This window comes from Desulfurivibrio nitratireducens, assembly GCF_044068515.1.
GTDB lineage: Bacteria > Desulfobacterota > Desulfobulbia > Desulfobulbales > Desulfurivibrionaceae > Desulfurivibrio.
Window position 1 is genome coordinate 204,040 of record NZ_JBIPKI010000001.1, and the last position, 24,096, is coordinate 228,135.

Annotated in this window: 19 protein-coding genes; 6 read left to right on the forward strand and 13 right to left on the reverse strand. The window is 61.7% G+C overall.

Annotated elements, in window-relative coordinates:
* Positions 1-185: 185 nt before the first annotated feature.
* Entirely contained in the window at positions 186-1,061 is an 876-nt protein-coding gene (locus tag ACHHTY_RS00920; protein ID WP_395492157.1) for a hemolysin family protein, read from the reverse strand.
* Between the two features lie 427 nt (positions 1,062-1,488).
* Here ACHHTY_RS00920 and ACHHTY_RS00925 point away from each other — a divergent pair, with 427 nt between their 5' ends.
* From ACHHTY_RS00925 to ACHHTY_RS00935, 3 genes are all read left to right on the forward strand, one after another.
* Positions 1,489-2,895 carry a biotin carboxylase N-terminal domain-containing protein gene (locus tag ACHHTY_RS00925; protein ID WP_395492158.1) on the forward strand — a complete coding sequence of 469 codons (1,407 nt, stop codon included), beginning with the start codon at positions 1,489-1,491 and terminating at the stop codon, positions 2,893-2,895.
* Positions 2,896-2,912: 17 nt separating this feature from the next.
* A complete protein-coding gene (locus tag ACHHTY_RS00930; RefSeq protein WP_395492159.1) occupies positions 2,913-5,180 on the forward strand; it encodes an acetyl-CoA carboxylase carboxyl transferase subunit alpha/beta in 2,268 nt (755 codons plus the stop codon).
* Positions 5,181-5,290: 110 nt separating this feature from the next.
* On the forward strand, positions 5,291-5,941 hold the full coding sequence (locus ACHHTY_RS00935; protein ID WP_395492160.1) for a biotin/lipoyl attachment domain-containing protein: 651 nt from the start codon (positions 5,291-5,293) through the stop codon (positions 5,939-5,941).
* Between the two features lie 221 nt (positions 5,942-6,162).
* Here the strand turns inward: ACHHTY_RS00935 and ACHHTY_RS00940 are convergent, their stop codons facing one another.
* Both ACHHTY_RS00940 and ACHHTY_RS00945 read right to left on the reverse strand, forming a co-directional pair.
* Positions 6,163-6,816: a general secretion pathway protein GspB gene (locus tag ACHHTY_RS00940; RefSeq protein ID WP_395492161.1), complete on the reverse strand. Its 654-nt coding sequence runs from the start codon at positions 6,814-6,816 to the stop codon at positions 6,163-6,165.
* 19 nt (positions 6,817-6,835) lie between these two features.
* Positions 6,836-8,509: an ExeA family protein gene (locus ACHHTY_RS00945; RefSeq protein ID WP_395492162.1), complete on the reverse strand. Its 1,674-nt coding sequence runs from the start codon at positions 8,507-8,509 to the stop codon at positions 6,836-6,838.
* Positions 8,510-8,710: 201 nt separating this feature from the next.
* On the opposite strand from ACHHTY_RS00945, the gene ACHHTY_RS00950 reads away from it, so the two are divergent.
* Together ACHHTY_RS00950 and ACHHTY_RS00955 are read left to right on the forward strand one after the other, a co-directional pair.
* Positions 8,711-9,670 (forward strand): biotin--[acetyl-CoA-carboxylase] ligase, encoded by a 960-nt coding sequence (locus tag ACHHTY_RS00950; protein ID WP_395492163.1) that lies wholly within the window; start codon positions 8,711-8,713, stop codon positions 9,668-9,670.
* A gap of 17 nt (positions 9,671-9,687) precedes the next feature.
* Complete coding sequence (locus tag ACHHTY_RS00955) at positions 9,688-10,599, forward strand: glycosyltransferase family 2 protein (RefSeq protein WP_395492164.1); 912 nt, start codon at positions 9,688-9,690, stop codon at positions 10,597-10,599.
* Between the two features lie 17 nt (positions 10,600-10,616).
* Here the strand turns inward: ACHHTY_RS00955 and ACHHTY_RS00960 are convergent, their stop codons facing one another.
* On the reverse strand, positions 10,617-11,936 hold the full coding sequence (locus ACHHTY_RS00960) for an MFS transporter (protein WP_395492165.1): 1,320 nt from the start codon (positions 11,934-11,936) through the stop codon (positions 10,617-10,619).
* Between the two features lie 191 nt (positions 11,937-12,127).
* On the opposite strand from ACHHTY_RS00960, the gene fbp reads away from it, so the two are divergent.
* Positions 12,128-13,147, forward strand: coding sequence for a class 1 fructose-bisphosphatase (fbp, locus tag ACHHTY_RS00965; protein ID WP_395492166.1), 1,020 nt, complete (start codon positions 12,128-12,130; stop codon positions 13,145-13,147).
* 75 nt (positions 13,148-13,222) lie between these two features.
* Here the strand turns inward: fbp and dusB are convergent, their stop codons facing one another.
* The 9 genes from dusB to rpsR form a co-directional block, all read right to left on the reverse strand.
* Positions 13,223-14,170 (reverse strand): tRNA dihydrouridine synthase DusB, encoded by a 948-nt coding sequence (dusB, locus tag ACHHTY_RS00970; protein ID WP_395492167.1) that lies wholly within the window; start codon positions 14,168-14,170, stop codon positions 13,223-13,225.
* Positions 14,171-16,159: a transketolase gene (tkt, locus tag ACHHTY_RS00975; protein ID WP_395492168.1), complete on the reverse strand. Its 1,989-nt coding sequence runs from the start codon at positions 16,157-16,159 to the stop codon at positions 14,171-14,173.
* A 135-nt stretch (positions 16,160-16,294) separates the two neighbouring features.
* A complete protein-coding gene (gene lptE / locus ACHHTY_RS00980; RefSeq protein ID WP_395492169.1) occupies positions 16,295-16,867 on the reverse strand; it encodes an LPS assembly lipoprotein LptE in 573 nt (190 codons plus the stop codon).
* A gap of 81 nt (positions 16,868-16,948) precedes the next feature.
* Positions 16,949-19,438 (reverse strand): leucine--tRNA ligase, encoded by a 2,490-nt coding sequence (gene leuS, locus ACHHTY_RS00985; RefSeq protein ID WP_395492170.1) that lies wholly within the window; start codon positions 19,436-19,438, stop codon positions 16,949-16,951.
* Between the two features lie 317 nt (positions 19,439-19,755).
* Entirely contained in the window at positions 19,756-20,490 is a 735-nt protein-coding gene (folE2, locus tag ACHHTY_RS00990) for a GTP cyclohydrolase FolE2 (RefSeq protein WP_395492253.1), read from the reverse strand.
* Between the two features lie 193 nt (positions 20,491-20,683).
* Positions 20,684-22,045 carry a replicative DNA helicase gene (gene dnaB, locus ACHHTY_RS00995; RefSeq protein WP_395492171.1) on the reverse strand — a complete coding sequence of 454 codons (1,362 nt, stop codon included), beginning with the start codon at positions 22,043-22,045 and terminating at the stop codon, positions 20,684-20,686.
* Between the two features lie 196 nt (positions 22,046-22,241).
* On the reverse strand, positions 22,242-22,703 hold the full coding sequence (gene rplI, locus ACHHTY_RS01000) for a 50S ribosomal protein L9 (RefSeq protein ID WP_395492172.1): 462 nt from the start codon (positions 22,701-22,703) through the stop codon (positions 22,242-22,244).
* A gap of 126 nt (positions 22,704-22,829) precedes the next feature.
* Positions 22,830-23,813 carry a DUF2232 domain-containing protein gene (locus ACHHTY_RS01005; RefSeq protein ID WP_395492173.1) on the reverse strand — a complete coding sequence of 328 codons (984 nt, stop codon included), beginning with the start codon at positions 23,811-23,813 and terminating at the stop codon, positions 22,830-22,832.
* An 18-nt stretch (positions 23,814-23,831) separates the two neighbouring features.
* The gene (gene rpsR, locus ACHHTY_RS01010; protein ID WP_395492174.1) at positions 23,832-24,071 is read right to left on the reverse strand and encodes a 30S ribosomal protein S18; all 240 of its coding nucleotides are present in this window, start codon (positions 24,069-24,071) and stop codon (positions 23,832-23,834) included.
* Positions 24,072-24,096: the final 25 nt, after the last annotated feature.

A 24,096-nucleotide genomic window follows, 5' to 3' on the forward strand; every position in this document is an offset into this window, starting at 1 on the left:
GTAAGCCGGGCCGATCGTCCGAAGATACGATACTGCATGGTTCTGGTGTTGCGGCCTAAATTTTTCAGGTTATTGCCCGCCGTAAACGGGCAGCAGTGCCGCAGGTTCGGCCAAGCGGTCCGGCGCCGCGCAGCCCGCCTGCGTAAGCCGGGCCGATCGGCCGAAGATGCGGTGCTGCTGCCCGTTTACGGCTTTTTTTGGATTTTGACGGTGATCACCCGTCGTTTGTCAGCCGCTATTACCTCGAAAACCAGGTCATTGACAATCAGAGTGCTGCCGGGGGCGGGAACCTTGTCCAGGTGGTGGAGAATCAGCCCGCCCACCGACTCGTAGGGGCCTTCGGGCATCTCGACCTTGAAAAACTCCTCGACCTCCTCGATATCCACCTTGGCGTCGGCCAGCACCGTTTGCGAATCTACCACTTTCCAGCGCCGGGTGGTGCGGTCATGTTCGTCGCTGATGTCACCGACGATCTCTTCGACGATATCCTCCAGGGTAATCAGACCCCGGACGCCACCGAACTCGTCGGTGACCACCGCCAGGTGGGTTTTCTTGGCCTGAAAATATTTAAGCAGCTTGATTATCTGGTGCTTTTCCTGGACAAACTCAGCCGGTTTGGCCAGCATGGCGGCGTTGGGCTGGTCGTGGCTGTCCAGGCAGTAAGGCAGGAGATCCTTGGCGTGGAGAATGCCGATAATCCGGTCGGGATTTTCTCGGTAAACGGGAATCCGGCTGAAGCCTTTTTCTATTACCAGGCGGATCAGGTCCAGCAAGGGGGTGGAGGCCTCGGTCAGCACCATCTCGGCGCGGGGGGTCATGACCTCGTAGACCAGGGTGTCTTTCAACTCCATGATCCCGGCGATCATGTCGCCTTCTTCGGGGGTGATCAGTCCGTGTTCCTCGCCTTCATCGAGGATTTCCTGGATTTCCTGTTCTATTTTCTCGGTGGTGTCGGGGCCTTTGGTGATACCAAGCAGGTTGAGCAGGCGACGCAAAGGAGATTCCGCCGCCGGGGGCGAGGCCGGGGGCTCCGCGGGCGCGGGCTCTGATGATTGATCCATAATTGTGACAAAAAGCTCCTGGTATGGTGGCAAAGTTTGTTATTAAAATGATCGTAGCCAGGCGATGACCCGAGCGCGGTCCGCCTTAGCTCGAACAATAGTGGCGCCCGGCTCCCGCGTCAATACTATTTATCCCGCTGGTCCTTCCCGGCCAGGGACGGCCCCGGCCGGGAGCGCAACCGATTTCCCTTTTCTTTTGCGGGCAAATGGGTTAGATATGCCGGCAATCCAGGGAAAAATTGCCAAGCTGAACGCCGCGTTTTGCTGGCTCTTTTCCCTTTTATTTTGCGGAGCTGATCGGCTCCGGCGGACGTATGCGGGGCCGGCGGGCCCCCAAGAGCCTGCTTTTGGCTACGGCATGGCCGGCAGCAACCGGAATCGCCCCCGGCCGTTCGGCGGAGACGATAAACTGGGAAGAGGTATAATATTGAAGGATAAGGTACTGATTGCCAACCGGGGCGAGATCGCTCTGCGAATAATGCGGGCCTGCCAGGATCTGGGCCTGGACTACGTGGTGATTTATACCGCCGCCGACGAAGGATCCGAACATGTCCGCCGCAATCTTGACAGCAAGAGCAACCGGCGCCGGGCCTGGCGGGTGGCCAGCTATACCGAGCCCAACGATATCCTGGCGGTGGCGGATCATACCAAATGCACGGCCATTCATCCCGGCTACGGCTTCTTTTCCGAGGACTTCCGCTTTGCCCGCCGGGTGACGGTGCGGGATCAGCCCCTGACCTTCATCGGCCCCAAGTGGGAGGTGATCAAGGATCTGGGAGATAAGATCAATACCAAGCGGGTGGCCAACCAACTGGGAATTCCCACCATTCCGGGGACTGATGGGCCCATTTACAACGAGATCGACGCCGAGGAAATTGCCCGGCGTCTCCTTGAAGATCAGGCCGAACGCGATATTCAGCAGCCCTCGATTCTGGTAAAGGCGGCCGCCGGCGGTGGCGGGATGGGAATCGAAGAGGTTCATGAGATCGAACATTTCCGCCGGGTTTACCGGCAGGTCCAGAACTACGCCAAGCGCCAGTTTGGGGATTCCGGGGTTCTGATCGAACAGTGTTTGCGGGATTACAACCACCTGGAAGTTCAGTTGCTGTGCAGTCGCCACGGCGAGCGGGTCCATTTCGGCACCCGTAACTGCACCATTCAGAGTACCGGCCGTCAGAAACGCCTGGAGGCCGCCCCCGGCTTTGACAGTTCCTGCTTTCCCTATGAGTTCGATGCCCCCGCCATTCAGGATCGGATCGTTGAATACTCCCTGAAGCTGGCTTCCCATGTGCGCTACGATAATGTCGGCACCTGGGAATGGATTGTCAGTCGTAATGGTCAACCTTATCTTCTTGAGGTAAACACGCGTATTCAGGTGGAAAATGATGTTTCTGCCCGGATCAGTCATCTTGATGGCAAACACCCCAACCTGATCCGCGAGCAGATCCGCCTGGCTTTGGGCGATAAACTTGGCTACTCACAGAGCGATATCGAGTTTCGGGGGGCCAGCATCGAGTTGCGGATCGTGGCCGAGGATGCCCAGCGCGGTTTTGCTCCCTGGATCGGCACCATTTCCCAGTTTTCTTACCCGGAACATGAATGGTCGGTGGTTTACAGCCATGTACCCACCGACCGGCCTTACGCTATCCCCAGCGATTACGATCCCAACCTGGCCCTGGCTTTAGTCTGGGGGGATTCCATGGCCGAGGCCAAGGCGCGAGCCCGGCGCTTTATCGGCGAGATGGTCATCGAAGGCAGCAATGCCGCCGGAGCCCCCATCGTCACCAACCTGCAATACCTGGCGGACAACATGGACCGCCTGCTGACCTTCTAAAGGACGGTTTAAACCTGATGGAAGACTTACGCAAACGCCTGCTCAAGGCCGAGGAACGGATTGCTTATCTCGGCCAGATCAAGGAAGGCATCGAATGGGGCAATCTGCCCTCCCTCCAGGAAACCCTGCAAGAGCTGCGCGACGCTTTTTACGAGCACAGCCAGGAAAATCTGGCCGAAAGAATCGGAACCCTGGAGGAGTCCCTCGCTTTTCTCGAGAACCGCTGCGAGGAGAGTTTGAGTTCCATGGAGCGGGTCCGCATTGTCCGCAGCCCCCTGCGCTTTTCCCTCAAGGACATCCTGGAAAACGTCTACGAGGAGTACACCGAGCTGGGAGGCGAGGAAGATGCCAATATCGATCCGGCCCTGGTGGCGGCCCGGGCCAGCATTTCCCGGCGGGTCAAGAACCGGACCATCATGCAGCAGGTCATGGTCATCGGCCATGAAAAGGGGCACGGTGAGGAATATCGCAACGGTGGCAGCACCAAGCCCTGGGGCAACGAAAAGGCCCTGCGCTACATGCGGGTGGCGGAAACCGAGGGAATCCCGATTCATTTTTATATCTTCACCCCCGGAGCCTTTCCGGTGGAGGAATATCCCGGGGCCGCCCAGCAGATCGCCCGCAATCTTTACGTGATGGCCAAGCTCCGGGTGCCGATGATCGCGGTCACCTCCGAGGGTGGTTCCGGCGGGGCCGAAGCGGTGGGAATGGGTGATATGCGCCTGATGTTCTCCCACGGTTACTATTCGGTGATCTCGCCGGAAGGGGCCGCCGCCATCGAAGGCAAGATCAGGGAGGGCGCCAAATTACCCAAGGATCTGTTGGAAAATTGTGCCGAGCGGCTGCTGATAACCGCCGAGGACAATCTCCGCCTGGGGACCATCGATCGGATCATTCCTGAACCACTGCTGGGCGCCCGGCGGGACGATTTCAGTTTTTTCCGTCAGATCAAGGCCGAAATGATCCGGGCCACCGATGAAGTGGTCCTCAAAACCAAGAGTCTGCGGGCCTTTCGAGCCTATGAGCTGAAACTGGAAAAGGCCGCCCGGGCGGCCGGGGCTGGGGGCGACGAGGAGCCCCGGATCGATGTTTCCTGGGAGTTGGCCGACGATGAAATCAGGCGGTTGCTCCAGTTCCGGTCCCGCAAGTACCGGGGCATGGCCACCCAGGCCTACCGGGAACACCTGTCTCCTTATGCGGCTTTTTATCGCCGGACCGGTAAAGGTCTGGCCAAGCTTTACTACACCTTTCGCTACGATATCCTCAAAAGTCGCCACAAGCAGGTCAAGAAGGTGATGCAGGATGTTTCCGGGGAGGGTTCGGTGCTGATCAAGCAGGTTACCGCCCCCTTCTCCGCCGCCTATGATTTTATCGCCCGCAAGCCCAACGGCCGCTCGGCGCGGATCAGTACCCTCTGGGGGAGCGTCGGCGAGGACCAGGTGGAATACGGAGAGCTGTACACTTCATCCCTGGCCAACGAAGACCGGACCGTAAGCTGTCCCAATGCCGAGAAGCACGGCTGCAAAGATCTTTGGGTGCCCGATCTCTACGGTGAATTCTGCGGGGTCTGCGAAAATTGCGGCCACCATTTCCCCCTGGAATATCAGTGGTATCTGCGGCATCTGTTCGAGCCTGATTCGATCAGGGAGTTCAACGCCGATCTGGCTTCGCTCAATCCTCTCAATTTCCCGGGGATCGACAAGAAGCTGGAGGCGGCCCGGGCCAAAACCGGCCGGCCTTGTGCGATGATCACCTTCGACGCCCGGGTGCTGGGGGTTGATATAGTGGTGGCCATGCTTTACAGCGATTTCCGCAACGGCACGGTGGGGGCGGCCGAAGGGGAAAAATTCGTCCGGGCCTGCGAACTGGCCCGCATAAAAAGGCGGCCGCTGCTCTCTTACGTTCACACCACCGGCGGCATCCGGATCCATGAGGGAACCCTGGGAGTAATCCAGATGCCCAAGTGCACCATGGCGGTGCGGGAATATATCGACTCCGGCGGCTTGTATATCGTGGTTTACGACAACAACTCCTACGCCGGGCCGGTGGCCAGCTTTCTGGGCTGTTCGCCCTACCAGTTCGCCATCCGCTCCAGCCGGATCGGTTTTGCCGGTCCGCGGGTGATCCGGGATACCACCGGCGAGGACGTTCCCCCCGATTATCACAGCGCTCGCAGCGCTTTGCAGCGCGGCCATATCCAGGGCATCTGGGATCGCCGCGATTTTCGCCGCAATCTGCACAAGTCACTGATGACCATGGGCGGCGGCAACCTCTACTATCGCTGAGATACCTTGGTCGCAGGGTAAGCAGCGGAGCCGCGGGCGGTGAAACCCCGGTTGGAACAGGTGACCCTTGGGCCTTGGCCTTGAACCTTGAATCTTGGACCTGAAAAACCATGTTGGAACAGGATATTGATTTTGATGCCATACTGAGCCAGTACCGGGCCGACCCCTTTGATTACATGGCGGTTCACACCTCCCATACCGGCCGGCTCCGCTTCAAGGTGCGGGAAGGGGACGCGGTCGAGGGTATCTCCGGTAAGTTTCATCATATTCCCGGCACCCTGCTCTATGAGTTGGAGCGGGAGCGCAATCTCAAGCAGATCACCGCCGTCATCAACGGCCAGGTGGACATGGTGCGCAGCGATCTCGAGGGGGGGTTCGTCGAGGCCGGGGAGCATATCCTGACCATTAAGCATCCCCTCAAGAAGCGGGAGATCATTGAATATATCCTGCGCCAGGTTCTGACCCCCTACCGGGCTCCGGAAAAGGCCAAATATTTCTTTGCCCTGGATCTGCAGGCCCGGATCGATAAATACGGCCAGCGGGCGGTGGCCATCAAGCCGGGGGATGAAATCCTGACCATGTCCCTGATGAAGCGCGACACCCCGGTTTATTACGACGGGGAGCCAGGCATTATCCATTCGGTTTATTTCAAGCCGGGGGTAAGCGTGGAGCAGGGGGAGCCGCTCTTCGGGGTCTGCCCCAAAGACCGCCTGCCCCTGATTGAAAGGATCATCACCCGCGTCAAAGCCGAGTGGGAGTAAACCTCCATTTTTGCCATCTTCCGACCCGGCCGGGCGGCCTGGGGGAATAGCCGCCCCAGCCGCTTTCCCGGCGACCGCCGTCCCGCCCGCTGGAAGAGTATGGGCCGGGGAGGAAATCCTCCTGCGCGCCGGCCTGGATTTGACTGGGAACTCCATGCCGGGCCAGTCTCCACCCCCTTAAGTTGTGTCCAAGTTGTGTCCGCCGGATCCAGCAGGAAGGCTTAACGTTCAATGCGGAAGGCTTGGCCGTGGCGGGAAAGCACCGCCCCGGTCGGGGTGATTTCTTCCAAGCGCAGTTCGCCCGGGAGCCGGTCGCCTTCATGGTACTGGCGGCCCCCGATCATCACGAAGCGTCGCCCGGGGCTTTCCGAATAAACATGAATTTCCAGTTTTGGGGGAGTTATCTGCTCACGCACCGCGGCGGGCAATTCGCTCAGCCGTGGGGCCGGTTCCAAGGGCGCCGGTTGCTCGGCCGGGCCGGGGAGAGGCAAGGTAAGGGGACTGGCGGCCGGAGGTTCCGTTGGGCTTGGGGCTGCGGGGCTGACGGGAGGTGCGGCCGGTTGTTCGGGACTTAGTTCCGGCCCAGCCCCCGGTTGCAGGACCTCTGCCGCCGGTTCCGCCGCCGGTTGGCCGGCTGTCGCGCTCGGTTCTTCCCCAACCTGCGGTCGCCCGGGAGATTCCGGTGAACTCAAGACCAGGTAGCCCAGCAGGCCGGCAAGCAGCAGGGTGTTGACCAGCAGCACCGGAACCAGCCAGGTCCGGGCCGGTTTTGCCGGCTCGCTGCCACCGGCTTGCTGGGGGGTATCAAGCCGCGGCACCTCGCCGAGCTTCCGTTCCCGCTCGGATTTTTTCAGGGCTTCCAGGATATAGGACATGGAAATGATCTCCTGGTGATCAGTCGTTGCCGGCCGCAGGAACCAGCCGGGGGGTAGCGGGATCGACCAGGGCTTCGCTCAGCCGCAGCAGGGTCATGGGGCCGACAATGCCGTCGGGCTGCAGGCCGTGAGCCGCCTGAAAGGTCATAACCCGGCGGCGCAGCTCGGAATCGAAAAGGTCTGCTTGGGCCACCGGTGGCGGTTCAAGGCCAGCTTCGGCCGCCATTTCCCCTTCATCGGTCAGCCGGTCCAGAGCGTCGCGCAGGCGTTGGACTTCAGGCCCCCGGTCGCCTTCCCGCAGCAGCTGGGCCGCCACCGGCGGAGGCCAGAGTATTTGAAAGCCGCCGTACCAGAATTGTTCGATCGCGCTCGCAGGCAGGTGCAGTTCCGTTCCGGGCAGGATCAGGACTGCTTCCCGCTCAGCCAGCTCTGCCAGCAGGACGGTCCGGCTGGTGCCGCCAGGAGGATACAACCGCAGCAGGGCCGGGCGATTCAGGCGACGCAAAACGGTCAGGTTGCCGGTCTCCTCAAGGCAGCGCAAGCCGAGATCCCGGGCCTGGGCGCAGGGATCGAGGCCAGGCTGGAAATCGTGCCCCCAGAGCTGGAAGAGATCATGCCAGGCCGCGGCTTCACTGTCGTCGGGCAAAGCGGCGAGCTGCTCGGCCAGCGTGGCGGCGGTTGTTTCCCCTTCCGGCTCGCCGGGCGCGACAGCGTTATTTGGGACGGCGGCCAGGTCCGGTGAGGCGGCAGTAACGTCCCGCTCCGGCAGCGCCTGGTAAAACTGCAAAGCCGCCGGGATCAGCACGATCAACAGAATCAGCAGCAGCAGATTGCGTCTGACCGTCGGGGCCGTCAGCGATCGCCGCCAGCGCTCCGGCAGGTTGCGTTCCGCCCGGACTTCCCGGGCGGCCCGGCGGATAATGCGCTCATCTACTTCCGCCTTTTCTTCGACATAGGCTCCAAGCAGGGCGCGGTCACAGATCACGTTGATCAAGCGCGGGACGCCGCCGCTGAGTCGAGCCAAGGTTTTTAAGGCGGACTTGCTGAAAAGGGATCGGCTCACTCCGGCCACCCGCAGGCGATGGCGGACATAGGCCATGGTTTCGGCCGGGCTGAGGGGATCAAGGTGGTAGCGGGCGGTGATCCGCTGGGCCAGTTGGCGCAGTTCCGGCCGCTCCAGGAGATCCCGCAGCTCCGGCTGGCCGATGAGGATGATTTCCAGCAGCTTGGTCTCCGCCGTTTCCAGATTGGTCAAAAGGCGGACTTGCTCGAGTACTTCCGGACTGAGATTCTGGGCTTCGTCGATGACCAGTACCGTCCGGCGCCCCGCGGCATGGCTTTGCAGCAGATGGTCGTTCAAGGCGCTGACCAGCACCTTCAGGCTGTTGCTGCCGGCGGGGTAGGGTGCCCCCAGTTCATCGCAGACCGCGGCCACCAGTTCGACAGCGTCCAGGCGGGGGTTGAGAATGAGGGCGAGATCTACTTCGGGGGGCAACTGTTCAAGCAGACTGCGGCAGAGAGTGGTTTTGCCGGTGCCGACCTCGCCGGTCAGTTGGACGAAGCCGCCGCCCTCGCCCACCCCATAAAGGAGATGGGCCAAGGCCTCGCGATGCCGGGCACTGAGGTAGAGATAGCGCGGATCGGGGGTGATGGCGAAAGGTTTGTGGCTGAGGCCGAAGTGTTTTTCGTACATAATTGCAAGCTATTGGATACCTTGGCGGCTCTCCCTCGTCAAGGTATTTTCCGGCTTTGCCCTTGGCGACGGACCCCGAGCCGATTAAAATAACTGATGATATTTGGATTGAGGTCAGGAGAGATTGCGGGGCCGGTCCCCGCGAACCTCCGAATTTTGCCCGGGACCAAAGGTTTTTACCGGCCAGGTTGAGAGATGACGATGAATTCGGCAAGTGTCAAAACGACCGGCGGCCTCGGCCGCTTGAATCCCGAACTGGTCCGGCAGCTGGCGACGACGGAGGAACTGGTGGGCCGGCAGGGAGTTTATTCCGCCGCCGCGGCGGCAGAGATTCTCGCTTACGGCGCGGTGGTGGGCAGCGAGGTGGAAATTTTCCCCCACCAGGCTCGCTGCATGGATTATGCCCGTGAGTTGATCCGGCGGGAAGAGGCGGCCGGCCGTTCGTTTGCCAGCGGCAAGGTTTTCATCGCCCGGGAACTCGCGGATGGCCGGGGGCGTTTCGCCCGTGCCTGGCATGCCCCCGCCGGCGGCCTCTGGCTTACCCTGGTGATGGTCAATACCCTGCTGCCCCAGCATGGCCGTTTTTATCCCCTGGCCGCCGGAGTGGCCTGTGCCGAAGCCTTGCGTTGCTTCGGGGTTGAGGCCCGGATTAAATGGGTCAATGACATCCTGGTCAATGATCGCAAACTGGCCGGAATTCTGACCGAGACCGACCGGGGCCTGAGCGGCCGGGAAGAATATGTCCTGATCGGGATCGGCATCAACGTCAACAACGACTGCTTTCCGCCGCAGCTGGCAGGGTTGGCCCTGGCGATGAAAGACGTCCTGGGCCGGGAAACCGACCTGGAGCTGCTGGCGGCCCGGCTCCTGGCCAAGCTGCGCTGGAATATAGGCCTGCTCCACTATGTCGAGGCCCGGCAGTTGGCGGCCGAAGGGGACAGCGGTGAACCGCCGGCCCGGCACCCCTTGCTGGCGGCCTGGCGGCAATACAGCGACACCATCGGCCGCCGGGTGATGTTCGGCTTCGACGTCCAGCTCGCGCCCCAGTATGAGGCGGTGGTGGAGGATATCGACCCCGCCGGCGGCTTGGTCCTGCGCCATCTGGTCGATGGTCGGCTGATCACCGAGTACGCCGGCGAAATCGTTTATCTTCCTGAATAAAGGAGTTGGCGGCCAGCATGGAACCGGTCAGCGTCATCATTCCCAGCCACAACCGGGCGGACTTGCTCGCCGGAGCCCTGGCCTCGGTTCTGGGCCAGGAGTATCCCCGCTTTGAATTGATCGTGGTCGATGACGGTTCCACCGACCATACCCGCCAGGTCGTGGCCGCCGCGGAGCGGCACTGGTTCGAAAACGGCGGCGAGCCCGGGGCTTTGCGCTATTTTTTCCAGCCAAACCGGGGGCCGGCGGCGGCCCGTAACCTGGGAATTCGCCAGGCCCGCTACGACCTGCTGGCCTTCCTTGACTCCGACGACCGCTTTCTGCCCGGCAAGCTGACCCGCCAGGCCGCGGCCATGGCGGAGCGGCCCGAATTTCTGCTCTCCCATACCGAAGAGATCTGGTGGCGCAACGGCTGTCGCCTCAACCAGAAACGCCGCCACCGCAAGGAGGGCGGGGATATCTTCGCCCGCAGCCTGGAATTGTGCGTGGTGGGAATGTCCACGGTGATGCTGCGGCGGCGGCTGTTGGCGGAAATCGGTTTTTTCGACGAATCCCTGCCCTGTTGCGAGGATTATGACCTTTGGCTGCGGCTGAGCGCCCGGCGCCCGGTCCTCTTCGTCGATCAGCCCCTGACGGAAAAGCACGGGGGACGCCCCGACCAGGTTTCGGTCAGGTTCCGGGTGGGCATGGACCGCTTCCGCATCGCGGCTCTGGGTAAGCTCCTCCAGGGCGGGATTCTGACCCTCGAGCAAGCCGAACTGGCCCGCCGCCAACTGGTGCGCAAATGTCTGATTTACGGCCAGGGCTGCCTCAAACACGGCCGCCCGGCGGAAGGCCGGAAATACCTGGCTCTGGCCGCCACCCACGCCCCCAAGCTCACCAGGCCGTATGAGCCGGCTCGAGCCGCCTTGGCTGGTGAAACCAGTTAAACGGTGCTGCCCCAAGCTTAGCGGTGCAGGCGCCGTTTGGCGTAGAGGGTCCATGCCACCCCCGGCAGCAAAAAGAGCAGGGCCAGGACCACGGTGACATCGCGGGGATCGAAGCCCCAGTCCAGGGCGGCGCCGGTGAGATAGGTGGAGATGCTCAGGACCAGGGTCAGCAGGGCCATCTCGGCGGCAAAGATCCGGCCCCGGTACTGGTCGGCCACCGCTTTTTGCAGCAGGGTGGTGCTGAAGACCCACTGCACCGAGCCGCCCACGTGCCCCAGGAAGACGAACAGAGCCGCCCAGGCCAGGCTTGGAGCCTGGCTGAAGGCGAGATAGGAAAGACAGGCCATGAAGAAGGCCAGTCCGATGGAGCGGTACATGTCCCGGTCGCTTTCCCCCAGCAGCCGCCAGACCAGGATCGGCCCGATGGCCGCCCCCAGTCCCCGCATGCTGTAGAGAATGCCGCTGCCGCCGCCCCCCTGCCCACCCACCTGGAAGACCTGCTCCCCGAAAATGGCCAGCATTACCAGCAGGCCGCCGGAAATCGCCCAGCCGCTTTTGACCAGCAACAGGGCGGCAACATGACCATGGCCGGCCAGGTAGCGAAAGCCGGCGACCAGGTCGTTGAGTCCGGTATAGTCCCGCCAGGTGTTTTTTCCGGCCCGGGGCCGCCTGATATGGGGCAGGATCACGGTGGCCAGCAGGGCGGCGGAAAGGGCGAAGGTCAGAGCGTCGAGGACAATAGCGGTTTGCCAGCCCCAGGCGGCGGTTACCAGGCCCCCCAGGGCGGCACCCACCGCCAGCATAACCGACCAGGTAGCCCCGGAGAGGGCATTGGCCAGGTGCAACTCCTCCGGCCGGCAGACGTTGGGTACCGAAGCCCGGCGGGCCGGGTCGTAAAAGGACCAGATCGATTCCTGGAGCAGGGCCAGGGCGAATACCAGCCAGACCTGGCCGGGTTCCCGGATCAGAAGAAAGCCCAGCACCACGAAAATCCGGCTGACGTCGCAGAAAATCATGATCGCCCGCCGCGAGAAGCGGTCGGCGATAACCCCGGCGGCCGGGGCCAGGATGGCGGTGGGGAGAAACTTGGCGATCAGAAACCAGCTTATCGCGGTGCCCGAGCCGGTCAATTCGTTGAGCAGGACGAAGACCGCGATATAGTTGAACCAGTTGCCCACCTGGCTGATCACCCCGGCCAGCCAGAAGCGGAGATAGTTTTTGTTGTTGCGGAAGAGCAGGACGTAGGAGCGCCATTCCCCGGCGGGCAGATGGGGCGGGGAGGGAGGGGCGCTCGGAGGTGTCGCGGCGACGGAGCTTCCGGATTCTGGCGGGGGCATTGGGCCAGAATGGATTTTTTCCCGGGCACTGTCAAGGGCAAAAGCGGGCCGGGAGCGGGATTTCATTTGACCCCGGGAAATATCATGCTTAGTTTGAAGTATTAAACTTGGTTGAGAGTTGACCCTGGGGCCGGGCCCGGCGCCGGGTCAGCAAGAGAGTAAGCAGGAGCCAGGAAAGGGGAGCCCAGCAGATGACCAGACCACTTGGAATAACGGTAAGCCGCCATATCATGGACAGCCAGCGCCTCCACCCCGCGGCCACCGGCGATCTTACCGGTTTGCTCAATGAATTGATCGTCGCCGCCAAAACCATTTCGGCCGAGGTCAACATGGCCGGCCTGGCCGATATTCTCGGGATGAGCGGCAAGACCAACATTCAGGGGGAGCATGTACAGAAGCTCGATGAGTTTGCCAACAACACGATCAAGCGGCGCATGGCCCGTTGCGGTTACCTCTGCGCCATGACCTCCGAGGAAGAGGCGGATATCATTCCGGTGGTGGAGGGTTATGAAGGCAAGTACACCCTGGCCTTCGATCCCATGGATGGTTCATCCAATATCGATGTCAATGTCAGCATCGGCACCATTTTCTCCATTCACCGCCGGCTTTCCCCCGACGGCGGGCCCGGCGATGAATCCGATCTGCTCCAGCGCGGCCGCCGCCAGGTGGCGGCGGGTTATATCATTTACGGCTCCAGCACCATGCTGGTCTTCACCACCGGCGCCGGCGTCCAGGGCTTTACCCTGGATCCCAGCGTGGGCGAGTTCTTTCTTTCCCACCCGGATATCCGTATTCCCGATAAGAGCAAGTATTTCAGCATAAACGAAGGGAATTATCACTACTGGCAGGAACCGGTCCGCCGCTATCTCCACTATCTCAAGGAGGAGGACAAGGCCACCGGCCGGCCCTACAACGGTCGCTATATCGGTTCCATGGTGGCTGACTTTCACCGCAATCTCATCGCCGGGGGCGTCTTCCTCTATCCCCGCGACAGCAAAAATCCCACCAAAACCTACGGCAAGCTGCGCCTGTTGTACGAGGCTGCCCCCCTCGCCTTTCTGGCCGAGCAGGCCGGTGGCCGGGCGGTTACCGACGACGGCCGGGAAATTCTCGATATCGAGCCGGAAGGACTGCATCAGCGGGTGCCGGTGATTGTCGGCAACGCCCACGACGTTGATATCTTTCTGGAATTTATGGCGGAAAAAAGATAAACGCCGCGATGGGGCGAAACGCTCGGCACCGGCAGGCCAGATGGGGCGGGGGAGTAAGGATGAGTTGAGGCGCGCTCAGGAAGATATGTGCTCCTGCTGATAATGGGCCAGGAGCTGTTCCAGCTGATCGAGGCTGGCAAGCTCGTAAATCTTTTTCCTGATCCCCGCCCCCCCGCTTACCGTTTTGAAGTAGCGTCCGAGCTGGTTGGCGACTCGGGCTGGATGGTGGCCGGGGTGATATTGGCGGATCAGGGCGAGGTGGCGCCGGGCCGCCGCCAGGCGCTCGGGCAAGGGGGGGCAAACGGGCAGGTCCGGGGCGAAAATCCAGGGCGCGCCCAGAGCGCCGCGGCCGATCATGACCCCGTCGCAACCGGTGGCCGCCATCATGGCCCGGGCCCCCTGCCATGATTTGACATCACCGTTGCCGATCACCGGGATCGCGACTGCCTGCTTGACCGCCGCAATCACCCCCAGATCCGCCTCTCCGCTGAACCCGGCGCTCCAGGTGCGACCGTGGACGGTAACCGCGGCCCCACCGCAATCCGCGATCATCCGGGCGAATGCGGGGGCGTTGAGGGTCTGGTGGTTCCAGCCGGCGCGAATTTTTACCGTTACCGGCAGGCTGGTGGCCTTGACCACCGCCCGGATTACCGCCGCCGCCCGGGCCGGATCCCGCATCAGGGCCGCCCCGGCCCCCTTTTTGACCACCTTTTTCACCGGGCAGCCCATATTGATATCAATCCCGTCGATGGGCCGTTCAGCCAAAATCTCCGCCGCCGCTCCCATTACTTCCGGTTCAGCCCCGAAAAGCTGCATGATCACCGGGCGCTCCGCCGGCACGGTCTGGAGCAACTCCAGGGTACTGGCCTGGTGCCGCACCAGGCCGTGGCAGCTGATCATCTCCGAATAGCAGAGGCCGGCGCCATACTCCCGGCAGAGCAGGCGGAAGGCCAGATCGGAATAACCGGCCAGCGGCGCGGCGATCAGGGGGGATTGGAGAGTCAGGGCGCCGATGGACAACATTTACCGGCCGGCCGCTGCCAGCACCTTGGCCACCGTAAAGCCGAACAACTCGAACAACTGGTCAGCCGGTGCCGATTCGCCGAAACGGTCCAGACCGATGACTTTGCCCTTGTTGCCGACGTACTTGTACCAGCCGGCGGTGCTGCCGGCCTCAATGGCGATCCGAGCCTCGACCTCCGCCGGCAAGACCTGTTGCCGGTAGGCTTCGTCCTGGGCCTCGAAAACTTCCACACAGGGCAGGGAAACCACCCGGGTTTTACGGCCCTGCTCGTTCAATTGGCGGCCGGCGGCCATGGCCAGTTCCACTTCCGAGCCGGTGGCGAGAAGGATCAAATCAGGGGTGCCCTGGCAGTCGGCCAGCACATAGCCTCCTTTGGCGATTTCGCGGTTTTGGGCGGGGGTCCGCTCCTGGTGGGGCAGGTTCTGGCGGGAAAGCAGCAGGGCGCTGGGCCCGTCGTGGCGTTCGATGGCCGCCTTCCAGGCCACCGCGGTTTCCACTGCGTCGCAGGGGCGCCAGACGTTGAGGTTGGGAATCAGGCGCAGGGAAGCGGCGTGTTCCACCGGCTGGTGGGTGGGGCCGTCTTCGCCCAGGCCGATGGAGTCGTGGGTGAGGACGAAGATCGCCCTTGTTTTCATCAGGGACGCCATCCGGATGGCATTGCGGGCGTAATCGGCAAAAACCAGGAAGGTGGCGGTGTAGGGGATAAATCCCCCGTGCAGGGCCAGGCCGTTGCCGATGGCCACCATGGCGAATTCCCGGACCCCGAAGTAGATGTAGTTGCCGTCGTGATTCTGCTTGATATCCCGGCTGCCGCTCCAGATGGTGAGATTGGAGCCGGCCAGATCGGCCGAACCGCCGATCAGTTCCGGCAACAGCGGGCCGTAACCTTCCAGGGCCAGTTGCGAGGCCTTGCGGCTGGCCACTTTGGCCGCCTTAGCTTCGCTGGCGGCCACGAAAGCGGCGGCATGCTCGGCCCAGGCGGAGGGCAGCTCGCCGTTGATCCGGCGCTGGAATTCGGCCGCCGCCTCGGGATGAGCCTTGGCGTAGGCCGCCATTTTTTCCTCCCAGGCGACTTCGGCCGTCGCGCCCCGTTCCTTGGCGTTCCAGGCCGCGGCAATTTCGGCCGGAATTTCAAAGGGAGGATGGGGCCAGTCCATCTCCTTGCGGGCCAGGACGATTTCCTCGGCGCCCAGGGGCGCCCCGTGGCAGGTTTCCTTGCCCTGCTTGTTGGGGGCGCAGCAGCCGATGATGGTCTTGCAGCAGATCAGGGTGGGGCGGTCCTGCTCCCGGCGGGCTGCGGCAATGGCCGCCTTGACCGCCTCGGGGTCGTGACCGTCCACTCCGGCGATTACCTTCCAGCCATAGGCGGTGAAGCGGCCGGGAATATCCTCGGTGAACCAGCCCTGGACTTCGCCGTCGATGGAAATGCCGTTGTCGTCGTAGATGGCGATCAGCTTATTGAGTCCCAGGGTGCCGGCCAAAGAGCAGGCCTCGTGGGAAATGCCTTCCATCATGCAGCCGTCACCGAGAAAGACATAGGTGTAGTGATCGACGATCTCGTGGCCGGGCCGGTTGAACTGGGCGGCCAGGGTCCGTTCGGCGATGGCCATTCCCACCGCCCCGGCGATTCCCTGGCCCAGGGGGCCCGAGGTGATTTCCACCCCGGGGGTATAGCCATACTCGGGATGGCCGGGGGTTTTGGAGTGAAGTTGGCGGAAATTGCGGATGTCATCGAGGCTGAGTTCATAGCCGGTGAGATGCAGCACCGAATAGAGCAGCATCGAGCCGTGGCCGTTGGAAAAAACGAAGCGGTCGCGGTCGGGCCAGGCCGGGTTGGCCGGGTTGTGCTTGAGAAAGTCGTTCCAGAGCACCTCGGCGATATCGGCCATCCCCATGGGGGCGCCGGGATGGCCGGAGTTGGCTTTCTGAACGGCGTCCATGCTCAGGGCGCGGATGGCATTGGCGAGTTGGCGGCGGGCGACGGCCATTTTTTTCCTCCTGCTGCTTTGGTGATTTTGGGCTGAAAGTGGTGGAACTGGTTAAATTTCTCAAGGTTCAAGCTGACCGGCGAGACCGGGTCCGGAGCGGACAACGGGGCGCAGGCCAGATCGCCGGGGCCGATGTCACGAGGCCTTGTTGCCGCTCGTTTCCCGGCTGAGGCTCCGCAACAGCCGGAGATACACCTGTTCGGCCAGACTGTCAACCAACTGAAAAAGGGCCTGGCGCTTGTTGGCGTCGGTCTGGCTGATGCTGGGGCTGAGATTATAGGTTTCTTCCAGGCGCATATTGCTGTTTTGCCAGATGATGCGGCCACTCTCCCTTTCCTTTACCGTTACCGCGGCGGTCAGCACGGCGGTGAGGGAACGGGCGGTGGTGGTGGTATCGTAGGAAAACCCGGGATAGCGCACCGAACTGATTCGACCCCGCAGCACATAGTCAGCCTGCTGTTCTTCGGCGACCAGGACGATTCGTCCCGATTGGGCCAGCCAGTCGTTGATGGCGTTATGGGCCTGCATTTCCAAACCCATTTCACTGGTGGCGTTGGTCCACATGGGGGCGTAGATGCGGGTGGGCGGCAGGTCGCGAACCGCCGGCATCACATTGGGGTTGTGATAGCCGCAGGCGTTCAGGAGCAGCAGGCAGAGCAAGAGTAAAGCCGCCGACCGGCGGATCCCGGAAAGAACCAAACTGGCCAACGGTGCCGGTTGCTGGGTAAAGGGCATGGTAGCTTAATTTCCCGGGGTTAAGGTCCGCGGTTGCTTAAATGATATTTTAACTCAGATTACGATATTGACCAGCTTGTCGGGGACTACGATGACTTTGCGCACCGGGGCATCGCCGATGAATCCCTTGACCTTGTCATCGGCCAAGGCCAATTGCTCAAGTTCCGCTGCCGGCGTCCCCGGAACCACCTGCAGGCGGCCGCGGACCTTGCCTTTAACCTGGATCACCACCGTGATTTCATCTTCTTTGGCCGCCTCCGGGTCGTATTCCGGCCAGCTTTGGTTGTCCAGGGGTTCGGGGTGGCCTATTTCCTCCCAGAGTTCAGCGCAGAGATGCGGGACCATGGGAAAGAGCAGGGTCAGAACGGTCTCCACCGCTCGGCGGTTGACGGCCGGATCCGGTTTTTGCTCGATCTCCGGACCATTGAGGGCCAACAGGGTGTTGGTCAGTTCCATCACCGCGCTGATGGCGGTATTGAACTGAAAGCCCCCCTCCACATCCCGGCTGACCTTGCGGATGGTCTGGTGGGTTTTGCGATGGAGAGTCCGATCGGCGGCGCTCAAGTTCGAGGGCAGTTCCCGGGCGGCATTTTGCAGCATGGCCAGGTGATCGCCGATAAACCGGTGAATCCGGCTCAGGAAACGGAAGGCCCCCTCGACGCCCTGGTCATTCCATTCCAGGTCCCGTTCGGGGGGGGCGGCGAACATGCTGAAGAGCCGGACGGTGTCGGCTCCGTATTTGGCGATCAGTTCGTTGGGGTCCACCACGTTGCCCTTGGATTTGCTCATCTTGGCCCCGTCCTTGATCACCATGCCCTGGGTAAGCATGTTGGTGAAGGGCTCGTCGATGGAGAGATAACCGAGGTCGCGCAGCACCTTGGTAAAGAAGCGCGAGTAAAGCAGGTGGAGGATGGCGTGTTCGACCCCGCCGACATACTGGTCAACCGGCAGCCAGTAAGCGGCCGCCTTTTTTTCCAGCGGGCCATCCTGGCTGTCGGGACAGGTGTAGCGGGCAAAATACCAGGAAGACTCCATGAAGGTATCCATGGTGTCGGTTTCCCGTCGGGCCGGACCATGGCAGCTGGGACACTCGGTGTGGATGAAGCTCTCCAGGGTGTGGAGCGGTGACTTGCCGGAACTTTCGAAGTTGACATCGGTGGGCAGCACCACCGGCAACTGCTCGGCGGGAACCGGCCGGATGCCGCAGCGGTCGCAATAGATAATGGGAATCGGGGCGCCCCAGTAGCGCTGGCGGGAAATGCCCCAGTCCCGCAGGCGATAGGTAATCCTGCGCCGGCCGATATGCAGTTCCTCGGCCCGGCGGGTTATGGCCGTCTTGGCTTCTTCAGATTCGAGCCCGGAAAAAGGACCGGAATCGGCCAGAACGCCCGGGCCTTCATGGGCGGCGGTCATGGTCGCTCCCGTCAGCGTCTCGCCGGCGGGTTGGACCACCGGGACCACCGGTAACCGGTACTGGCGGGCGAACTCGAAATCGCGCTGGTCGTGGGCCGGGACCGCCATCACCGCCCCGGTTCCGTATTCCATCAGGACGAAGTTTGCGGCATAAATGGGCAGCCGGCTTCCGGTGAAGGGGTTGAGGCAATACCCTCCGGTGAAGACTCCTTCCTTGGGAGGTTCCTCGCCGGGTTTGAGGCTGCGGCGGGCGGCCCGGGTCCTTTCCACGAAGGCGCTGACTTCGCTTTCCCGTTCGGTGCCCCGGCTCAGTTTGGCGACCAGGGGGTGCTCGGGGGCCAGCGACATGAAGGTGGCCCCGAAAATGGTATCCGGCCGGGTGGTGAAGATGATCAGCGGATCATGATCTCCCTCCACCGGGAAGGCAATTTCGGCCCCGGTGCTTTTGCCGATCCAGTTGCGCTGCATGGTCAGGACTTTTTCCGGCCAGCCCGGCAACTGGTCGCAGCCGGCCAGCAGTTCCTCGGCATAAGCGGTTATTTTGAGGAACCAGCCGTTCATTTCTTTGGGCGTGACCTGAGTGTCGCAGCGCCAGCAGGCCCCGTTGATCACCTGCTCGTTGGCCAGCACTGTCTGGCAGGGACCGCACCAGTTGACGGTGGTCAGCTTGCGGTAAGCCAGCCCTTTCTCATACATCTTGCAGAAGAAGAGTTGCTCCCAGCGGTAATAGGCGGGATCGCAGGTGGCCAGTTCCCGGTCCCAGTCGTAGCTCAGGCCCAGGCGCTGGAGCTGGCCCCGCATGTAGTCGATATTATCGTAGGTCCAGCGGGCCGGATGGGTGCCGTGCTTGATGGCGGCGTTTTCCGCCGGCAGGCCGAAGGCGTCCCAGCCCATGGGATGGATGACGTTGTCGCCGCGCATCCGCCGGTAACGGGCGACCACATCGCCGATGGTGTAATTGCGGACATGCCCCATGTGGATGCGACCCGAGGGGTAGGGGAACATCTCGAGGACGTAATATTTCCTGCGACTCGGCTCCGCTTCGACTTTCCAGGTCTTGGCGGCCAGCCAGCGGGAGCGCCATTTTTCCTCGATGGCAGTGAAATCGTAGCGGGTCTGAACTGTGCTCATGTTTGCTTTCTTTGGGGAGATTTAATGGCAATTTGCCTCTTGGGCAGTGAAGGTAACCCGGTCGTAGAGTTTTAGCGCCAACCTGAATCAAGCGGTCCTGCTCTTTTACCTGAATGGTGCTAAAAAAACAACCGCGTCCTCGCAGATAGCCCTGGATCCGGCCAAGTCAAAAAAGTTGTGGCTGGCTGAAATAAGCCTGCGAGCTCTAAGGTTCCCGGGAGGACTGGCACCAATAAGCTGCTTTGGCGCCCTGCTAGCTCTTTATTCCCCCGCTTGGTCGGGCTTGGAGCAAGCTTTGGAGATCCGGGCAGCTTTGGTTAAAGCTCGTCGCTGTCCACGTAGGCGTAAGCGCTGTGCTTGTGGATGGACTCGAAACTTTCCGCCCCCACCGAAAACCAGGAAATGGCCGGATGGCGGCGGGCCAGTTCCGCCACCCGACGAACCACATCCTCGACGAACATCGGGTTCCGGTAGGCCGCTTCGGTGACGAATTTCTCATCGGGTCTTTTCAGCAGGGCGAAGACTTCGCAGGAAGCCCCGGCTTCGGCCATGGCGATCAACTCCTCCAGCCAGATGAACTTGCGGTACTGGACGGTGAGATTGATTTCGGCCCGCTGGTTGTGGGCCCCGCAGGCGCTGATCTCCCGGGAGCAGGGACAGAGAGTGGTGGCCGGGACCCGGACCGAGAGCAGGAAATCCTCGGCGGGGCCGATTCCGCCGGTGAAGCGGCAGGTATACTCCATCAGGCTGGGAGTGCCGCTGACCGGGGCTTTTTTTTCCAGGAAGTAGGGGAAAGTCATTTCGACGTGGGCCGAATCGGCCCGCAGTTTATCTTTCACTTCAGCCAGCAGTTGGCGGAAGATCCGGTTGCTCATTTCATCCTGGTAGCGATTAAGGATCTCGATGAAGGTGGTCACGCAGGTCTCCCGGTACTGGCGGGGCAGGTTGGCCTGCAGATCGATGGCGGCCACCGTGGGTTGGAGGCCGCCTGATTTCTCCCGCACGGTAATGGGATACCTGATATTCTTGATGCCGACGCTTTGCAGTTCCATGATGGCGACAAACTCGTAGAAAATTATTTGACTCCGGCGCTGGTCAACCAGGGCCAGCAAGTTGACCGGGGTGGCCGGCCGGAGAGGAATAAACCGTTGGCCGCTCCGGAAGGGCCCCGGCGCGGCGGGGAGGATGGGACCGCCAGGGGGGCCGCAGGTGGCCGGGGTCAGCTTACTGGCCGGGGGGGGGACCTCAATGATCGCCCGGCATATCTTGGCGGGCGAGATTTTCAAAGGTGGTGAAACGGTCAAGAAAGGCCAGTTCCACCGTGCCGGTGGGGCCATTGCGCTGCTTGCCGATGATCAACTCGGCGATCCCGCGTTTGGGGTTGTCTTCCGCCTTGTTGTAAACTTCGTCGCGGTAGATGAAGCAGATCACGTCGGCATCCTGTTCGATGGCTCCCGATTCCCGCAGGTCGGAGAGCTGGGGGCGCTTGTTGGGCCGGCTTTCCAGGCTGCGGTTGAGCTGGGACAGGGCCAGTACCGGGATATGAAGCTCCTTGGCCATCGCCTTGAGCGAGCGTGAAATTTCACTGATTTCCTGTTCGCGCGACTGCACGTTGCTGCGGCCCCGCATCAGCTGCAGGTAGTCCACCACCAGCATGCCGATATCATGTTCGGTTTTCAGCCGCCGGGCCTTGGCTCGCAGTTCGAGGACGCTGATCGCCGGGGTATCGTCGATATAAATGGGGGCGTCGAGCAGCATGTTGTAAGCCCGGGTCAGCTTGGGCCAGTCCTGCTCCTTGAGAAAACCGGTCCGCAGGCGCTGGGAATCCACCCGGCTCACCGAGCAGAGCATCCGCAAGCCCAGTTGCTCCTTGGACATTTCCAGGCTGAAGATGCCCACCGGGGTCTTGTGCATCAGGGCGACATGCTGAACCATGTTCATGGCCAGGGCGGTTTTGCCCATGCTGGGCCGGGCCGCCAGGATAATCAGGTCGGAGGGCTGCAGGCCGGCGGTCATTTTGTCGAGATCGTGGTAGTCGGTGGGAACCCCGGTGATGTGCTCCTTGCGCTCGTAAAGGGCTTCAACGTGCTTGAAGGTCTCGTTGATGACCTGCTTCATCGGCCAATAAGACTGGCCGCTTTTGGCCCGCGAGATTTCAAAAACGGTTTGTTCGACCTCGTCCAGCAGGGCGTCGATATCGTCCTGTTCTTCGTAACAGCGGCTGGCGATTTCGGTGCTGGTTTGGATCAAACGGCGGAGAATGGCCTTGTCGCGGACGATGCGGGCGTAATGGGCGAGATTGGCGGCCATCGGCACCAGGTCGGTGAGCGAGGCCAGGTAAGCCGGGCCCCCGATCTGGTCGAGCTTGCCGGCGTCCTTGAGGTTATTGGTGATGGTGATCAGGTCCAGGGGCTCGTTTTTTTCAAAAAGAGCCACCATGGAGGTAAAGATGGCGCGGTGGGCATCGCGGTAGAAATCGTCGGGGGTGATCAGTTCGGCCGCCCGGGCCATGGCCCCGGCCTGGAGCAGGATTGAACCCAGCACGCATTGTTCCGCCTCGACATTTTGCGGCGGAAGGCGGTGAGTGGAGGCGGTTGCAGTTTCCATAATGTCCCGGGCTGATCGGGCCGCTGAGTGAACAGAAAGAGGGGGAGAGAATCCCGCCGGCCGGGGCGGGCGGCGGGAAACCCGCAAACGGACAGCGGCCCAGCAAAGACCGGCGCTCGGTCAAGGGGGCGTCTCGGTAAAGAGGCCGGAGACTGATGAGCGAGGGCCTTGCTGAACCGCCCGGTACCGACCCGGCTTACTGAGCCTCGCCTTCTGCCTGCGGCACCACTTCAACCTTGATCTCGGCGGTTACCTGGTAGCCTGCCTTGTAGGGTACCGTGTGGCTGCCCAACAACTTGATGGGCTCGTCCAGGAGGATCTTTTTCTTGTCGACCGTCACTCCGTGCGCCGCGAGGCCGGCCACGATATCGGAGCTGGTCACCGAGCCGTACAGTTTGTTGTCCTCGCCGGTACGCTGGGCGATGGTCACGGTTACTGCGGCGATCCGGTCGGCCAGTTTTTCCGCCTCGGACCGTTGGGCGGCCTTGCGGGAGGCGATGGCGGCCTGCTGCTTGGCCAGGATGGCGATATTGCTCTTGTTGGCTATCATCGCCTTACCTTGAGGAATCAGGTAATTACGGCCGTAACCGGCCTTGACCTTGACGATATCGCCTTCCTCGCCCAGGGTATCAATGGTTTCCTTGAGAATAAGTTCCATTTTTCACGTCTCCATATGGGATTGGTCGGCATTGGGCCGACGGATACTCAATTTTACAGGTAAGTTTGCAACGTTAAACTCTTGGGCAAAGTCTTTTCGTTTATGTTCAAGAGTTGCCCGCACGGTTCACGGGCTCTCTCTTTTTTGCAGGCGCTGGCGAAAATTCAGGCGAATATCGGCCATTCCCAGCAGGGCCAGCAACAGCAGGCCATAAATCTGCATCAGGATCAGGGCGTAGCAAATGCCCCGCAACAGGGGCGGAACATTCCAGTAGGCCAGCAGGGCGCTCATGATGCCCAGCCCCTGCATGAAGTAAAGCATCCCGATGATCAGCGAACCGTTGAGGCCGATGGTGGCCAGCGGTTCCACCCGAACCAGCAGCAGGACCAGAGCCAGGGCGGCCGCGGCAATAAAATGTTCCGGCAGGCGCCAGTACTTGAACTCCGGCCAGGGAGTCAGGCGGGGATCCTTGCGCCGCAACAGCCAGTGGCTGGCCACCAGGTTGAGCCAGACCAGGCTGATAAAAGAAATCGTGAAGAGGGCCGGCCAGGCCCTGCTTATAAAGCGCTGCAGGTTCTCGTAGGCCGCCACCAACTCCTGGTCCGACAGGGGAGCTGCCGCGGCGCCGACGCCGTTTTCGGCCGCCGGCTCCAACTGCCCCAAGGCGGCGACCATACTCTGTTCCAGGCTTTCCAAAGTCACTTGCAGGGGGCCCGGGCCGCCGGTCAGGCCGGAGTATGCCCCCAGCAGGAGCCAGAGGCAGAACACGTAGCCCAGTCCCTTTATGCCGGTCCAGCTCGGGGCATCCCCGCGCCGGATCCCGGCGGCCAGGATGTAGCCCAGGGGCACCATGGTCAGCCCGAAGACGAAGACCAGCAGGCTCTGGCTGATCAGGGCCATGAGCCCTGCTGACCCCAGGGCCCACGTCACTACGGTATTGCCCTCCCTGCCGCCGAGCACAACCAGGTGATAGCAGACCACCAGGGGGATCAGGGTGTGCAGCCAAATCAGCTCGATGGCAAAGAGGGGCAGAACCAAAGGTCCGGCCGTCAGGGCCAGAGCCCGGATCCGGCCCGGGGTAAATCTCGGTCCGCCGTAACTAGTCGTCAAACCGGGGCCCGACCCTGATTAAAAGTTCGGATTGCCGGAATAGGGCAACAGGGCGATCTGGCGGGCCCTCTTGATCGCCTCGCACAACTGGCGCTGATGCTTGGCGCAATTGCCGTAAATTCGCCGGGGGATAATCTTGCCCCGTTCGGTCAGAAAGCCGCGCAGAGTTTTGATATCCTTATAGTTAATAACCAGACCTTTATCGCTGCAGAAACGGCAGACCTTGCGGCGGCCGAAGAATTTCTTCCGTTTAATCATGATCATGATCCTTTATGGCTGCGAG

Bases quoted from the DNA above. Each gene is read 5' to 3' on its own strand.
- dnaB (WP_395492171.1), bottom strand. From the start codon at position 22,045: ATGGAAACTGCAACCGCCTCCACTCACCGCCTTCCGCCGCAAAATGTC.
- dusB (WP_395492167.1), bottom strand. From the start codon at position 14,170: ATGTTGTCCATCGGCGCCCTGACTCTCCAATCCCCCCTGATCGCCGCG.
- rpsR (WP_395492174.1), bottom strand. From the start codon at position 24,071: ATGATTAAACGGAAGAAATTCTTCGGCCGCCGCAAGGTCTGCCGTTTC.
- fbp (WP_395492166.1), top strand. From the start codon at position 12,128: ATGACCAGACCACTTGGAATAACGGTAAGCCGCCATATCATGGACAGC.
- ACHHTY_RS00920 (WP_395492157.1), bottom strand. From the start codon at position 1,061: ATGGATCAATCATCAGAGCCCGCGCCCGCGGAGCCCCCGGCCTCGCCC.
- ACHHTY_RS00940 (WP_395492161.1), bottom strand. From the start codon at position 6,816: ATGTCCTATATCCTGGAAGCCCTGAAAAAATCCGAGCGGGAACGGAAG.
- ACHHTY_RS00955 (WP_395492164.1), top strand. From the start codon at position 9,688: ATGGAACCGGTCAGCGTCATCATTCCCAGCCACAACCGGGCGGACTTG.
- ACHHTY_RS00950 (WP_395492163.1), top strand. From the start codon at position 8,711: ATGAATTCGGCAAGTGTCAAAACGACCGGCGGCCTCGGCCGCTTGAAT.
- ACHHTY_RS00945 (WP_395492162.1), bottom strand. From the start codon at position 8,509: ATGTACGAAAAACACTTCGGCCTCAGCCACAAACCTTTCGCCATCACC.
- rplI (WP_395492172.1), bottom strand. From the start codon at position 22,703: ATGGAACTTATTCTCAAGGAAACCATTGATACCCTGGGCGAGGAAGGC.
- ACHHTY_RS00960 (WP_395492165.1), bottom strand. From the start codon at position 11,936: ATGCCCCCGCCAGAATCCGGAAGCTCCGTCGCCGCGACACCTCCGAGC.
- ACHHTY_RS00935 (WP_395492160.1), top strand. From the start codon at position 5,291: ATGTTGGAACAGGATATTGATTTTGATGCCATACTGAGCCAGTACCGG.
- folE2 (WP_395492253.1), bottom strand. From the start codon at position 20,490: ATGGAACTGCAAAGCGTCGGCATCAAGAATATCAGGTATCCCATTACC.
- leuS (WP_395492170.1), bottom strand. From the start codon at position 19,438: ATGAGCACAGTTCAGACCCGCTACGATTTCACTGCCATCGAGGAAAAA.
- ACHHTY_RS00930 (WP_395492159.1), top strand. From the start codon at position 2,913: ATGGAAGACTTACGCAAACGCCTGCTCAAGGCCGAGGAACGGATTGCT.
- tkt (WP_395492168.1), bottom strand. From the start codon at position 16,159: ATGGCCGTCGCCCGCCGCCAACTCGCCAATGCCATCCGCGCCCTGAGC.